General features: G+C 65.9%; 12 protein-coding genes and 2 tRNA genes. 4 read left to right on the top strand and 10 right to left on the bottom strand.

Annotated elements, in window-relative coordinates; genetic code table 11:
- Positions 1-18: 18 nt before the first annotated feature.
- The 3 genes from CIT40_RS18830 (at position 19) to CIT40_RS18820 (ending at position 2,840) form a co-directional block, all read left to right on the top strand.
- Positions 19-95: transfer RNA gene (locus CIT40_RS18830), tRNA-Val, on the top strand.
- 206 nt (positions 96-301) lie between these two features.
- Complete coding sequence (locus CIT40_RS18825; protein ID WP_094892049.1) at positions 302-1,162, top strand: class I SAM-dependent methyltransferase; 861 nt, start codon at positions 302-304, stop codon at positions 1,160-1,162.
- Positions 1,163-1,193: 31 nt separating this feature from the next.
- Positions 1,194-2,840, top strand: a complete 1,647-nt coding sequence (locus CIT40_RS18820) for a hypothetical protein (protein ID WP_094891773.1) — start codon at positions 1,194-1,196, stop codon at positions 2,838-2,840.
- Between the two features lie 6 nt (positions 2,841-2,846).
- On the opposite strand, the gene CIT40_RS18815 is transcribed toward CIT40_RS18820, so the two are convergent.
- Genes CIT40_RS18815 through CIT40_RS18795 form a run of 5 tightly spaced genes read right to left on the bottom strand, consistent with a single transcriptional unit; the run spans position 2,847 to position 9,684 of the window.
- Entirely contained in the window at positions 2,847-3,809 is a 963-nt protein-coding gene (locus CIT40_RS18815) for a cation diffusion facilitator family transporter (protein ID WP_162307563.1), read from the bottom strand.
- 2 nt (positions 3,810-3,811) lie between these two features.
- A complete protein-coding gene (locus CIT40_RS18810; RefSeq protein WP_094891772.1) occupies positions 3,812-7,030 on the bottom strand; it encodes an efflux RND transporter permease subunit in 3,219 nt (1,072 codons plus the stop codon).
- Positions 7,023-7,997, bottom strand: coding sequence for a divalent metal ion exporter adaptor subunit IhpB (gene ihpB, locus CIT40_RS18805; protein WP_094891771.1), 975 nt, complete (start codon positions 7,995-7,997; stop codon positions 7,023-7,025). The genes CIT40_RS18810 and ihpB overlap by 8 nt, the downstream gene beginning before the upstream one ends.
- Positions 7,994-9,268 (bottom strand): divalent metal ion exporter subunit IhpA, encoded by a 1,275-nt coding sequence (gene ihpA, locus CIT40_RS18800; protein WP_094891770.1) that lies wholly within the window; start codon positions 9,266-9,268, stop codon positions 7,994-7,996. Before ihpA ends, ihpB begins: the two co-directional genes overlap by 4 nt.
- A gap of 53 nt (positions 9,269-9,321) precedes the next feature.
- A complete protein-coding gene (locus tag CIT40_RS18795) occupies positions 9,322-9,684 on the bottom strand; it encodes a hypothetical protein (protein ID WP_094891769.1) in 363 nt (120 codons plus the stop codon).
- Positions 9,685-9,933: 249 nt separating this feature from the next.
- Between CIT40_RS18795 and CIT40_RS18790 the strand changes: the two genes are divergently transcribed.
- Positions 9,934-10,824: a hypothetical protein gene (locus CIT40_RS18790; RefSeq protein ID WP_094891768.1), complete on the top strand. Its 891-nt coding sequence runs from the start codon at positions 9,934-9,936 to the stop codon at positions 10,822-10,824.
- A 57-nt stretch (positions 10,825-10,881) separates the two neighbouring features.
- Here CIT40_RS18790 and pepT read toward each other — a convergent pair whose 3' ends face one another.
- From pepT to CIT40_RS18765, 5 genes are all read right to left on the bottom strand, one after another.
- Positions 10,882-12,132: a peptidase T gene (gene pepT, locus CIT40_RS18785; protein WP_094891767.1), complete on the bottom strand. Its 1,251-nt coding sequence runs from the start codon at positions 12,130-12,132 to the stop codon at positions 10,882-10,884.
- A gap of 103 nt (positions 12,133-12,235) precedes the next feature.
- Positions 12,236-12,580, bottom strand: a complete 345-nt coding sequence (locus tag CIT40_RS18780; protein WP_094891766.1) for an HU family DNA-binding protein — start codon at positions 12,578-12,580, stop codon at positions 12,236-12,238.
- Between the two features lie 207 nt (positions 12,581-12,787).
- Positions 12,788-12,864, bottom strand: a tRNA-Asp gene (locus CIT40_RS18775).
- Between the two features lie 160 nt (positions 12,865-13,024).
- The gene (locus CIT40_RS18770; protein WP_094891765.1) at positions 13,025-13,228 is read right to left on the bottom strand and encodes a hypothetical protein; all 204 of its coding nucleotides are present in this window, start codon (positions 13,226-13,228) and stop codon (positions 13,025-13,027) included.
- Positions 13,229-13,370: 142 nt separating this feature from the next.
- A complete protein-coding gene (locus CIT40_RS18765; protein ID WP_094891764.1) occupies positions 13,371-14,666 on the bottom strand; it encodes a spinster family MFS transporter in 1,296 nt (431 codons plus the stop codon).
- Positions 14,667-14,719 lie beyond the last annotated feature (53 nt).

Here is a 14,719-nt window from a genome sequence, read left to right as displayed (position 1 = left end):
GGATAAAGAGGCGGCGAGGGGCGGTTAGCTCAGCTGGTTAGAGCATCTCGTTTACACCGAGAGGGTCCGCGGTTCGAATCCGTGACCGCCCACCAGCCTTCGCTCGCTTCGCGAGCTTCGGCTCGGCAAGCAAGCCAAGCCGGCGCGGCCCAACATTAGCTTCAGAGCCGCGCGCTCGGAGAAGCGGCGCGAGCTGCTTTAGCTCCCGAAAGGTGCGCTGGACATCCGGACGTGGTATCGCCGCGGTGTGGTTGCAGAGCCGCAACGGACCGCATCGCGAATGGGAATGACCGGGGACACCATGCAACAGCCCAGCGGACACGCAGAGAACGCCGACCAGATCGCCTATTGGAACGGACCGAGCGGGCAGCGCTGGGCCGATCGCCATGCGGCGCAGGAGAGCCTGCTCGGACCGATTGCCGAGGCGCTGATCGACCGCGCCAGGCCGATGCCCGGAGAGCGCGTTCTCGATATCGGCTGCGGATCCGGCGCGACGACGTTCGCGTTCGCCAAGGCAGTGGCGCCCGACGGATTCGCGCTTGGCCTCGACGTCTCCGAGCCGATGCTGTCGCAGGCGCGCGCGTTCGCGCCGAAAGGCCTGCCGCTGGATTTCGTGCTGGCTGATGCCACCGTCTATCCGTTCGAGCCGGCGAGCTTCGATCTGCTCGTCTCGCGCTTTGGCGTGATGTTCTTCGCTGATCCCGTTGCGTCCTTCACCAATCTCCGCCGTGCCCTGAAGCCGACCGGGCGGCTCGCCTTCGCCTGCTGGCGCGAGCCCAAGGAAAATCCGTGGATGATGGCGCCGCTGATGGCGGTGTACAAACACGTGCCGAAGATGCCCCCGGTCGGGCCGGAAGAGCCGGGGCCGTTCGCTTTCGCCTCGGAAGAACGCGTGATGCGCATCCTGAAGGGGGCCGGCTTCGTCGACATGGCGATGGAGCCGCATAATCTTCCGATGGACGTCGCGATCGGCGGCGGCCTCGATGCCGCGGTGGATGGCGCTTTGCAGATCGGCCCCGCCAGCCGCGCGCTGCAGGGACATCCGCCGGAGACATACGCGGCCGCAAGAGCCTCGATCCGCGAGATGCTCGCGCCGTTCCAGAAGGGGCAGAGCGTCGCGTTGCAAGGCGCGATCTGGATCGTGACCGCGAAGGCGACGTAGTCGCCCCGAACTTCCGGTTGCGAGCATCGAGATGAATCCAGCACTGATCCAGCGCACCGGTCTTTGGTCCGCCTTGCCCCGGTGGGCAGGCTCCATCGCGTGGTTCTGGGTCTGGGTTTGTGCGATCGGCCTCGCCTTGATGGTTCACCTGGCTTTCCTGGTGGTATGGCCGGACAACTTCATCCATGAGGACAGTGCGGCCTATATCATCCAGACCGAATCCATCCTGAGAGGACAATATCTCGAGGATGTGATGAAGCGGCCGTATGGCGTGGCCGCCTTCCTTGCGCTGCTGTCGAAACTATTCGGCCCGCACATCCTCGTGTTCGTCATCGCGCAGCACCTGATGAGCGTCGGCACCGCGCTTTTCGTTGCGGGGACCGTGCGTCTTGCCGGCGCGCCGCGCGTCTTCGCGCTAATGGCCTTTTGTCTGGCGGCGCTGCATGGCCGCATCATCCATTATGACAATACGATCGGTGCGGAGACGATCTCCAACTTCCTGGTCAGTCTAGCGGCCTTCATCGCCGCGGGCGCGGCATTGAGGAAATGGCCAGCGGTGCCGTCGGCAGCGGCGGTGGGCCTGACGCTCGGCGCGGTGATGACCTGCCGGTCGGCGGCGGTTGGACAGGCTGCCGTCATACTGTTGTGGCTGGTGGTGGTGCTGGACACAGGGCTCCTGCGCCGGATCGGCGTACTTGCCCTGGCAGGCGTTCTCGCATCAGTCGTCTATCTGACGCCGGCAGCGATCAATTTGGCGATCGGCAAGCGCCCTGCCGGTAACGAGACCCTGGCCGTGATGGCCTTCGTGGTCGGCTATTCCGGCGATTTCGAGCACGGCGTCCATCTCGACCGGAAGGCGCAGGCGCGGGGGTATGTCGAGCAGATGCGTGCCGAGGACACGCCTCGGGGATGGCCCGACATCGAGGTCTATCAGTGGCCGTTCGGCGCGATGCACCGGCTGGCGAAGGCCGGCGACAACGATACCGATCTCGAGAGGGTGGTGCGTGACATCTTCGTGGAAACGCTGACGACGCCGTCGACGCTCTATCGACACCTCACCAAACACTTTCTCCGGGAGATGTTCTTCCTGCTGTTCGACGCAAATTCGGTGGCGCGGCGGACGCCCAGTCCGCAGGGCTACGAGTTCTTCATGGAACGCGACAGGTTCCCGTTCTTTGGCAGCCCGACCGGGTTGAAGCCCGGACAGCTGATTCAGGACTACTACAAGCCCTGGTGGCCATTGTCGCGGCTGCTGCCGACCGCGGATCAGTTTCAGCTCAACCTGAACCGCCTCTTTGCGCGTGGCTACGCGCCGAGCTCGGATCTGGTCGCGTTGTGTTGTGGGTTGCGGGTTTCGACCGAGTACGACGATTTCCCGGGTCTGATCTGGTGGCTATCCTCCGCGACACTCGGCCTCGCTCTCGTGTTTCTGATTGGCGTCCCTGCGAGCCATGCGGGTTTGGTTCGGTGGCCGAGCGGCCGCCTCGTCGCCGGTGGCACATTGATGATCTTGCTGGCGATGGTCAGTGCCGCGTTTCCGACCTTCCTCATCTATGGGCTCAATCGCTACGCCTATTACGTCATTCCCTTCCTTGCCGGCTCGAGCGCGATCCTGGGGAGTGTGGTGTTCGATTGGCTCAGGGCCAGAGCGGGCCGGGCCGACCGCGCCGAAGCCTGAGCGCGGTCACACCACATCATCCGGCGCCAGCGCGCAGCCATTGTCCGGATGGGTCTCGACCTGAAGTGTGGTATGGCCGATGCGATGGGTCGTCTTCAGCAACTGCGTCGTCTCCATCAGGAACGCATCGCCGGCCCCAGTGGGCATGACGAGGTGGCAGGTCAGCGCCGTCTCGGTGGTCGAGATCGGCCAGACGTGGAGATCGTGGATCGCCGACACGCCCGGACGCGCGAGCAGGAGGGCTCTTATCGCGGCGAGGTCGGTGCCCTTGGGCGCGGCCGCCATCGACATGTCGATCGAGCCGCGCAACAGGCTGGTGGTGCTCCACAGGATGGTGGCGCAGATGACGAGGCTGGTGACGGGATCGAGCCAGAGCCAGCCGGTCCAGATGATCAGCGCGGCCGAGACCACGACGCCGAGCGAGACCGCGGCGTCGGCGGCCATATGCAGATAGGCGCCCTCGATGTTGATGTCGTCCTTGCGCCCGCTCGCGAACAGCAGGGCGGTGAAACCGTTGATGAGAATGCCGATGCCGGCGACCACCATCACCGTGATGCCCGCGACCGGCTCCGGCTCGCGCAGCCGCAGGATCGCCTCCCAGCCGATCGCGCCGGTCGCGACCAGCAGGAACACGGCGTTTGCGAGCGCGGCCAGAATCGTGGAGGCGCGAAAACCGTAGGTGAAGCGGCCGCTCGGCGCCCGCCGTGCCGCGATCGAGGCGCCCCAGGCCACGACCAGGCCGAGCACGTCGGACAGATTATGACCGGCGTCGGCGAGCAGCGCAGTGGAGTTGCCGAGATAGCCGTAGATCGCCTCTGCCACCACCAGCGCGGTGTTGAGCGCAATGCCGATCGCGAAGGCCCTGCCGAAATTCGCGGGCGCATGGACATGGCCGTGATTGTGGTCGTGACCATGACCGTGGTCGGCATGATCATGGTGGTGATGACCGTGATGGTCGTGGCTGCCCACTTCTAGCGCTCCCCGGACGCCGCCAAATCAGGCGCCATTGTAGGCGTTTCGCTTGCGACGTCACGGCGGAACAGCACGTAGAGCGCCGGCAGCACCAGCAATGTCAGGATGGTCGAGGAGATGATGCCGCCGATCACCACGGTCGCCAGCGGCCGCTGCACCTCGGCGCCGGCACCTGTCGCGAGTGCCATCGGCACGAAGCCGAGCGAGGCGACCAGCGCGGTCATCAGCACCGGGCGCAGCCGCGTCAGCGCGCCCTCGCGCACCGCCTCCACGAGGGGCCGCCCCTCGCTGCGCAGCCGCTCGATGAAGGCAATAATGACAAGGCCGTTGAGCACGGCGACGCCCGACAGCGCGATGAAGCCGACGCCGGCGCTGATGGAGAGCGGGATACCGCGCAGCAGCAGCGCCGCGACGCCGCCCGTCAGCGCCAGCGGCACGCCGGAGAAGACCAGCGCCGCGTCGGCTGCCGATCCCATGCCCATGAACAGCAGTACAAACACCAGCAGCAGCGCCACCGGCACCACGATCGTCAGCCGCTTGGTCGCCGAAACCAGCTGCTCGAACTGGCCACCCCAGCCGATCCAGTAGCCGGGCGGCAGCTTGACCTTCTCGGCCACCGCCGCCTCGGCGTCCGTGACGAAGGAGCCGAGATCGCGGGCGCGGACATTGGCGGTGACGACGATGCGCCGCTTGCCGTTTTCGCGGCTGATCTGGTTCGGGCCGGGCGTCGCGTCGACGGTGGCGACCGACGACAGCGGCACATAGCGCATCTGGGCGAGAGGCGAGGCGGCCAGCGCGGTGCGAACGGCCGTGCCGGTTGCGGTGTCCTCGCCGGGCGGCAGCGGGATCGGGATCGCCCGGATCGCCTCGAGATTGCCGCGCAAATGCTCCGGCAGGCGCACCACGATGTCGAAGCGGCGATCGCCCTCGAACAGCTTGCCGGCCGACTTGCCGCCGACGGCGATCTCGACGATGCCCTGCACCTCACTGACGCTGAGGCCGTAACGGGCGAGCGCCTGGCGATCGAGGCGGACGGTGAGGATCGGAAGCCCTGCGACCTGCTCGATCTTGACGTCGCTGGCGCCGCGGATACCGCGGATCGCGGCCTCGACCTGCTTGGCTGCGCCTTGCAGGATGTCGAGATCATCGCCGAAGATCTTGACGCCGACGTCGGTGCGCACTCCGGAGATCAGCTCGTTGACCCGGAACTGGATCGGCTGGGAGATTTCGTAAGCGCTGCCGGGAATATCGTCGGCGGCCTTGGCGATGGCCTCGATGACCTCGGACTTCGATTTGCCGGGGTCGGGCCATTCGGCGCGCGGCTTCAGCATGACGTAGCCGTCGGTCTGCGCCGGCGACATCGGGTCGGTCGCGATCTCGGCGGTGCCGATGCGGGTGAAGAACTCCTTCACCTCGGGAATCTGCATGATGCGCTTTTCCAGCGCCTTCTGCAGGTCCAGCGATTGCGTCAGACTGGTGCCGGGAATCCGGATCGAGGCAAGGGCGACGTCGCCTTCGTCGAGGCTCGGAATGAACTCGCCGCCCATCCGCGACGCGGCGATGCCGCTTGCGACCACGATGAATGCGGCCATGACGGCGACCGCGAGCCGGTTGTCGATGGCAAAGCGGAGCAGGGGGAGATAGGCGCGCTTGGCCATGCGCATGAACAGGTTTTCGTGCTCGGACACCTTGCCGGTGACGAAGACGGCGACCGCCGCCGGCACGAAGGTGATGGAGAACAGCACGGCGGCGCCGAGCGCCATCAGCACGGTCAGCGCCATCGGCGTGAACATCTTGCCCTCGACGCCCGTCAGCGTCAGCACGGGCAGATAGACCACCGCGATGATCAGCGTTCCGAACAGGCTCGGCTTGATCACCTCGCCCGACCCGCGCAGAATCGCGCGCGATCGCTCCGAGACCGTTAGCAGCCCGCCTTTCTCGCGCTGCGCCTCGGCCAGCATGCGCAGGCAATTCTCGACGATGATCACGGCGCCGTCGACGATGATGCCGAAGTCGATGGCGCCGAGGCTCATCAGGTTCGCGCTGACCTTCGTCTCGACCATGCCGGTGATTGTCATCGCCATGGACAGCGGAATGACACAGGCCACCACGAGCGCGGCGCGGATGTTGCCGAGGATCAGGAACAGCACGGCTACCACCAGGGCCGCGCCTTCCAGCAGGTTGTTCTTGACCGTGCGGACGGTGGCTTCCACCAGGTCGGTGCGGTCGTAGACGGTCCGCGTCACCACGCCATCGGGCAGCGATTTGGCGATCTCGTCCAGGCGGGCGGCGACGCGGCGCGCCACGGTGCGGCTGTTCTCGCCGATCAGCAGCATGGCGGTGCCGAGCACGGTCTCCTCGCCATTGCGCGTCGCAGCGCCCGTGCGCAGGTCGCGGCCTTCCGTGACGCCAGCGACGTCTCTGATCCTGACGGGATTGCCGCCGCGCGAGCCGATCACGACGTCCTGGATTTCACTGAGGTTGCCGACCTGGCCCGGCGAGCGAACCAGATATTGCTCGCCGTTGCGCTCGATATAGCCGGCGCCGACATTGGCGTTGTTGGCGGCGAGCGCCGTCATGACGTCGCGGAAGCCGAGGCGGTAGGCCATCAGCTTGCCAGGATCCGGCAGCACATGGAACTGCCGCTCGAAGCCGCCGATGGTGTTGACCTCGATCACTCCGGGCACGTTGCGAAGCTGCGGCTTAATGATCCAGTCCTGCACGGTGCGCAGATCGGTCAGCGAATAGTCGTGGCCGCCCTGCGCCTTGGCACCCGGCTTTGCCTCGACGGTGTACATGAAGATTTCGCCGAGCCCGGTCGAGACCGGACCCATCGCGACCTCGACGCCAACAGGAAGCTGGTCCTTGACCTGCTGAATGCGTTCCCCGACGAGCTGGCGGGCGAAGAAGATGTCGGTGCCGTCCTTGAAGACGACCGTCACCTGGCTGAGACCGTAGCGCGACAGCGAGCGGGTGTAGTCGAGCCTGGGCAGGCCGCCCATCGCGGTCTCGACCGGGAAGGTGATGCGCTGCTCGGTCTCGAGCGGCGAGTAGCCGGGCGCACGCGTGTTGATCTGGACCTGGATGTTGGTGATATCAGGCACCGCGTCGATCGGCAGGCGCTGGAAATTCCAGGATCCGAAAGCGACGGCGCCGAGCGCGAGCAGGAGGACCAGCCAGCGCTGAGCGAGCGAAACGGCGATCAGGCGCTCAATCATGCTCGGCCTCGCCCTTGCCCATCTCCGCCTTCACGACGAAGCTGTTCTCGGCGACGTAATGCTCGCCGGCCGACAGGCCCGCCTTGATCTCGACATGGCGGGGATCGGAATCGCCCAGCTCCACCGGGCGTGCCTCGATCTTGTCGCTGTCCTCGCGCACGAACACGATGGTCCGGTTCTCCAGCGTCTGGATCGCGCTCCGGCGCACGGCGACCGCGACATTGCGGGCGGCGAGGATCAGCCGGGCCGTGACGAACAGGCCGGGGCGCAGGCGGCCGTCCGGATTTTGCAGCACCACGCGGGCGAGCGCGGTCTGCGTCTCGCTGGAGCCGATCGGCGCCATGTAGGAGATCGTGCCCTTGATCTCGCCGCGGCCGTCGTCGGGATCGATCAGCACCTCGTCGTTGAGGTGGACGCGCCGGAGATCCTGCCGGTAGATCGACAGGTCGACCCAGATGGTCGAGAGATCGGCGACCACGAAGGCCGGCTTCTGCTCGGAAGCGTATTCGCCGAGCGAGATCTGCCGCTCGATGATGGTGCCGGCAATCGGCGCCTTAAGCTCGTATACGGTGAGGCTCTGGTTGCTTTCGATCGCGGCGAGCAGATCGTCCTTGCCGACCTTGTCGCCGATGCGCTTCTGGATCGATTTGGCGAGGCCCGGAAAGCGCGGCGTTACCTGCACCACCGCCTCCTGGTTGGCGCGCAGGATGCCGTTGAAGGCGAGCGTGTCGGTCAGCGTGACGCTTCCGGCCTCGGCGAGCGTCACGCCCGCGGCTGCGAGCTTGACGTCGGAGATGCGGATGCGGTCGGCACCGTGCTCGTCCTGCTCGACATGGTCGTTCGGCTTCTTTTCGGAATGCTCCGTGTGCTCGGTGTGCGCAGGCGTGGCGGGCGCGAGCAGGGAGTAGCCGTAGGCGCCGAGCGCGGCGGCAACGATGGCGACGAGAATCGTGGAGGACGTCTTCATCGTGCGCTCTCCCGCGCCAGCGTGAAGGGGTTGCCGACAAGGCCTTCGATGGTCGCAACGCCCGCGTGGAAATTCTGCAGTGCCTCCTGCTCGCGCAGGCGCGCCTGGCTGACGCTGGCCTGGGCGTCGAGCACCTCGAGCAGGGTGAAGCGGCCCTGGCCGTAGCCTTGCGCGATCGCCTCGGAAGCCTCGACGGCCTTGGGGATGGCGGTCTCGCGCAGCACCGCGAGCTCGCGCAACGAGCCCTGCAGCGAGTCGTAGGCGCGGCCTGCGATCACGATCAGCGTATTGCGGTTGGCCTCGCGCTCGGCCCTGGTCTTGGCGAGGCTTTCCTGCGCCGAGAGGATATTTCCCTGGTTCTGGTCGAACACCGGGATCGGCACCGAGACGGTGAGGCGCGCCGCGTCGTCATTGGTCTCGCTGAAATGGCGCCAGCCGGCGGCGATCCGCACGTCGGGATAGGGCTTGAGGCGTGCCAGCAGCAGCTCGGCATTGCGCTGGGCATAGACCGCGGTCCATCGCACCAGCTGCGGATTGGCGTCGATGGCGGCGACCACCGACTGGAACGTCGGTGTCTTGCCCAGGAGGTCGAGCCGGCCGGAGACCTCGCCGAATTTGGCGTTGGGATCGCCCATCAGCACGGCAAGCTCGCGCCGGGCGCTGGCCAGCGTGGCCTTGAAGCGCTCGCGGTCGGCCTTCACCAGGGCGGAGGCGACCTCGGCGCGGCCGGTCTCGGCCGGAGAGGAGGCGCCGGCCTCGACGCGGCGGCGGAGCAGCGGCGTCAGGCGGTCGATGGCGGCGATCTGCTCGTCGAGGATATGGATGCGCCGCTGCGCGCCGAGCACGCCGAGGAAGGCGATCGCGGTTTCCGACAGCACCTCGAGCCTGATCGCCTTGCGCTGGATCGCGGCGACCTCGATGCCGGCAGCGCCAGCCGCGATCCGCGCGTCGCGCTTGCCGAACAGCTCGAAGGCCTGGCTGATCTGCAGCGTCGTTTCGGCCGATCGCGTCCCGCGGTACTTGCCCGAGCCGAATGAATCGTCCTGCTCGTAGGACAGTTCCGGATTGAGCAAGGCGCCCGCCTGGATGCGCTGGCCGGTGGCGATGCCGACGTCACGCTCCGCCGCCGTCAGCCGCGGGCTCGCGGCCAGCGCACGCGACAACGCGCTCCGCATCGTCAAAGTCTGGGCGTGAGACGGCGCAAGCGCCGATCCTGCAATCAGACACGCTGCCGCGCACGCCAGGCGCGCGGCTATATTCCTGGGAAACATGAAACCGACCCGTGAGGATGAACCAATGGGCGCGATGCGCCCGACCAATCCGTTCAGGCCAGCGACTTGGGAGGGGGAGAGTCGGTATCGGGGATGATGCCGGTGAGCTGCGGTGGAGCTTGCGGATGCGTTGCCGAGACCGGCGCGATCGTGAAGGTCGTCGGCGCCGGCTGCGTCACGGCCAGCGAGAAGCAGCCATGGCAATGATGTCCGCCGATGGCCTTGTGGTCGCCGTGGCCCGAGGAGTGATCGAGGGCCTCTGCGATCTCCGAGCCGCCGCCGGGCGATGTGACGTCAATGTCATGCGCGCCGTGCAGCGCGCCCGCGAGCAGATAGACGACCGCGATCAGCACGGACAGCAGACCGCGCGCGTTGCGCGGACGGCGGGTTCCCGAGAACTGGCGGCTGGCGATCACGATGTCACTCTTGTTGAGGTCACCGGGCCTAGCATGGCCGCGGGAACGCTGTCGACCTGCAACATAGTAACGTCCCTGGAACAAATGCCGCAGTGCATCCCGATCCCTTTGGAACGTTCCTCGGGTCTCGCAATTGCCGACCATAAGAAACGGAGGAGGTCGGAATGGACGGACTGATTTATCTGATCGGCTTGATCGTCGTCATCATGGCGATCCTGTCGTTCTTCGGCCTGCGCTGAGACCGCCAGGATGACAGTCGAGAGTTTCATGCGGGAAGAAGTCATAGAGGGCGGCCTGGAGCGTGATGCGCCTCGCAGCATCCAGTGGAGTTCGGTTTTCGCAGGCGCTCTGGCCGCCGGCGCAATGTCGTTCATCCTGATTGGATTTGGCGTGGCCGTCGGCCTCGGCGTCAGCTCGGCCTCGCCGACGTGGCGCGATTCCTCCACGGCGCTGGCGCTGCTGTCCGGGCTCTACCTGATCCTTCAGGCGGTGATCAGCTTTGGCTTTGGCGGCTACATTGCCGGCCGCACCACGCGTCCCGCGCCAATGCTGGCGACGATCGAAGACGACGGCGAGCGGCGCGACGGCCTGCACGGGCTGACCGCCTGGGCCTTGTCCGTGCTTGCCGGCGCGGCTCTTCTTGCGCTGCTGGGCGCCGCCGCGATCGAGCGTTCTCCGCTGCGCGCTTCGGCCAGCAGCAGTTCTGCCGCCGAGCCGATGTTGAGCTATGAACTCGACAAGTTGTTCCGTGCCCCGCGGCGTGCGCCAAACATCGACCTGAGGGACGCTCGTGCCGAAGCGGGGCGCATCCTGATGACGTCATCCAGCCACAGCGGAGTCAGCGCCGACGACCGCACTTATCTCGTGCAGCAGGTTGCAGGTCTAACGGGACTGCAGGCTCCGGAGTCCGAACGTCGGGTGGATGCGTTGATCTCTGCCTCGAAAACGGCGATCAGCCGGGCGCGGCGCAATTCCATCATCGTGGCATTCTCGATCGCGGCCGCGACGCTGATTGGCGCGGCTGTCGCTTGGGCCGCGGCCGTGGCCGGTGGGCGGCATCGCGACGGAGAACCCTTGCCGAACTGGATGGCGAGTTCGAACCGCTTCCATCGCACTCCGCGCGCAATGCCGGTGCCGTAACTACTCAGCAAACGGCCGGGCGTCTGCCCGGCCGGTGCATGTATTCGGCGGGCCGGCTTACGCCTTCTCCTCCCAGATCATCGCAAGGTGCACGATCGTCTGCACCGCCTTCTCCATGTCCTGACGGCTGACCCATTCGAGGCGCGAATGGAACGCGTGCTCGCCGGCGAAGATGTTGGGGCAGGGCAGGCCCATGAAGGACAGGCGCGAGCCGTCGGTGCCGCCGCGGATCGCGGTGCGCATCGGACGCAGGCCGGCGCGGCGGATCGCTTCGATGGCGTATTCGAGCACGTGCGGGTGACGGTCGATCACCTGCTTCATGTTGCGGTACTGCTCCTTCACCTCGAACGTGTAGCTCGAGCGCGGATAGTCCTTCATCACGTCCTTGACGATGGTCTCGAGCAGGGCCTCCTTCTCCTTCAGACCTTCCTCGGTGAAGTCGCGGACGATGAAGGAGAGCCTTGCCTGCTCCAGCGCGCCCTCGATCCCGATCGGATGCAGAAAGCCCTGCTTGCCCGAGGTCGTCTCGGGCGAGCAGCCTTCCTTCGGCAGCCGCTCGACGATGGCCGCCGCAATCTTGATCGCGTGCTCCATCTTGCCCTTGGCGTAGCCGGGATGGGCGCTGACGCCGTTGATCGTGATGGTGGCGCCGTCGGCCGAGAAGGTCTCGTCCTCGACGCAGCCGGCGCTCTCGCCATCCATGGTGTAGCCGAAATCGGCACCGAGCTTCTTGATGTCGACATTGTCGACGCCGCGGCCGATCTCCTCGTCCGGCGTGAACAGGATCTTGATGGTGCCGTGTTTCACATCGGGATTGTTGATGAAGAAATGCGCGGCATCCATGATCTCGGCGACGCCGGCCTTGTTGTCGGCGCCCAACAGCGTGGTGCCGTCGGTGGTGATGATGTCGTTGCCGATCTGGTGCTTCAGCGCCGGATGCTCATTGAAGCGGATCACCTGGCTGGTGTCGCCCGGCAGCGTGATGTCGCCGCCGCGATAGTTGGTCCTGACCTGCGGCTTGACGTCCTTGCCGGTGACGTCGGGCGAGGTGTCCATGTGCGAGCAGAAGCAGATCACCGGCACCTTCTTGGTCGTATTGGCCGGGATCGTTCCGTAGACGTAGCCGTATTCGTCGAGATGTGCGTCGGCGACGCCGATGGCCTTCAGCTCGGCGGCGAGCACGCGGCCGAGATCCTTCTGTTTTTCGGTCGAGGGCGAGTGAGGGGATTCCGGATCGGACTGGGTGTCGATGGTGACGTAGCGCAGGAAGCGCTCGGTTACGGTGTGCGAAAAGGTGAGGGAGGACATTTCTGGTCAAACCGCCGGGGTCAGGGGAGCAGCCGGTATACCAGAAAAGCGGGCCGCGTTGCGGCAGCAAGGAAGGTGAGATCAGGCTTAACGAAAGGTAGCCTCAAATCGCCTCTTTGAGTTCCTTGACCGGACGGAAGGTGACTTTCTTGCTGGCCTTGATGTGGATCGGCTCGCCGGTGGCGGGATTGCGGCCGGTGCGGGCGGCTCGCTTGCGAACCTGGAGGATGCCTAAGCCGACGATGCGGACCCGGTCGCCCTTCCTGAGGTGCCTGGCGATCAGATCGACCATGTCGGTCAGGACCGCCTCGGCGCGCTTCTTGGAGAGGTCCTGGCTCTCGGCGATATCGGCGGCGAGGTGCTTGAGGGTGATGGTGGCGGGAGCGGCTGCCTTCTTCGCCGAATCCTTTTTAGCCGAATCCTTCCTAGACGAATCCTTCTTAGACATGGCTGGCCTCTCGGTTGTCCAATGACAGGGAATCCCTGAAAAAGCCGAGAATGCGTGGGGATCCCTCTAAGTCCTTTGAGACCTAAACGATTCGGGCGCGGCTGACACCGCCGCAGGTCCGCGGCCGGACGAACGTCGTCCACGGCTCGCCACGGCTGCGGCAGGCCTCAAGGAGTTCAAGCTAAGACTATGAAGGGATTGCCAAAATGGCGCGAGAGACGGGGCTCGAACCCGCGACCTCCGGCGTGACAGGCCGGCGCTCTAACCAACTGAGCTACTCCCGCGTGGTTCGCTCAAAGCGCGCGGAACGAGGGGGGAATTAAAGGCGGGGCTGAGCGAAGTCAAGGACGTTGCGCTGGCACGGTGGATCTCGGCTAAGCATTGCTCCGGAAAACGAAAAAGGCCGCCCGGAGGCGGCCATCGGTCAGCCCGAAACAGGGCGTTTCAGCGAATCTCGGACGTGCCGGCGCTCGTCACCACCACCGGCTTGCCGGCCTTGATCACATGGGTGGACTGGGCGGTCTGGCTGAGATCGGCGTTGGTCCGGGCAGCGATCCCGAAGCCGGCCACCATGATGCCGGCCACCAGCGCCACCACCACGATCTTCAGGTGGGTCGCACGATCAGCAGAGTGGATTGAGTGGTTCATCTGAGCCTCCCGACGGGCTTTGCCGCCGTCTATGGGCTCATGTCTTAAGGACCATCTGTTTCCGGATCGTTTCGCGGGTTCCGCAAAATGGTTTCATCTTGCCGCCCGGCTGGTTTCGCCGGGCGGGCCCACCGGGCCGGTCTCAGGCGGTCGCCCGGCCGATGTCATCGCGGATCGCGCGGGCGGCCCAGATGAACAAGAGCGCGCCGAGCGTGGTCGTGATAGCCGCCGAGAGCAGGGAATAGCGCACGGCCTCGGCGCCATAGCTGCCTTTCAACGCATCGTTGACCATGCCGACCGCGAGCGGGCCGACGCCCTGGCCGAAGCAGGTGGCGGTGAGCGCGATCAGCGCGGAGGCGAGCGCCCGCATGCTGGGCTTGGCCACCGTCTGCGCGATCGCGAAGATCGGGCCGAGATGGAAGCCGACCAGGAACGAGGTCAGCGCCAGCATGGCGACCATCATCGCGAAATCCTGCGTCAGCATGCACAGCGCGAACACCGGGCCGGCGAGGCCGGAGGTGATCGCAGGCGCCCACAGCTTCCAGCGGTCGTCGCGACGGCTCACTTGCGCCACCACGAAACCACCGAGCAGGGTGCCGGCCATGCCGGCGAGGCCCTTGAACGTGCCGGCATAGGTGCCGATCTCGGCGCTCGACAGATGGTGCACGCGCGCCAGGAACGGCGGAATCCAGGCAGCGGTCGCATAGTTGGTGTAGGTGGTGAGGCAGAAGCCGAGCAGGACGATGATGAAGCTGCGCTGCGAGGCGAGGAAGCGCAGCGTCGGCCCGAGCGGCTCCGGCACGAAGCTTTCCTGCATCGCGCCGCGCTTCGGCTCTGAGATCGTCAGCCATAGCACCAGTGCGAGCAGGATGCCGGGCAGGCCGGCGAAGTAGAAAGCCATCCGCCAGCCATAGTGCTGGTTGACGTAGCCTCCGACGAAATAGCCGAGGAAGACGCCGAGATAGGTGCCGATGGCATAGATGCCGAGCGCGCGCGGACGCTCGTTCTTGGCAAAGAGATCGGCGACGATCGACTGCGAGGCGGGGGATCCCGCGGATTCGCCGATGCCGACGCCGATGCGTGCCAGTGCGAGCGAGGTCAGGCTGGTGGCCGCGCCGCACAGCGCCGTCATCGCGCTCCAGAACGCAAAGGCCACGGCGACGATGTTGCGCCGGTTGAGCCGGTCGGCGAAGCGCGCGATGGGGATGCCGAGCAGGGAATAGAACAGCGCGAAGCCGAACCCGGCGAGCAGACCCATCATGGTGTCGCTGAGCTGGAACTCCTTCTTGATCGGCTCGATCAGGACGTTGAAGATCGTGCGGTCGAGGAAGTTCAGCGCGTAGATGATCGTGAGCAGCCCGAGCACATAATAGCGCCGCGCCGAAGGCTTGGCCGCGGCGGCCGTTTGCATCGACATCTGTGACGTTACATCGACCATCGCTTCCCCCAATTTGTCTTTGTTGTCGTTGTCGGTCCAGCCCCGAAGGGGGC

Source organism: Bradyrhizobium amphicarpaeae (assembly GCF_002266435.3).
Taxonomy (GTDB): domain Bacteria; phylum Pseudomonadota; class Alphaproteobacteria; order Rhizobiales; family Xanthobacteraceae; genus Bradyrhizobium; species Bradyrhizobium amphicarpaeae.
Note: the sequence above shows the minus strand (reverse complement) of the source record. Positions and strands in the feature narration are given on the sequence as shown.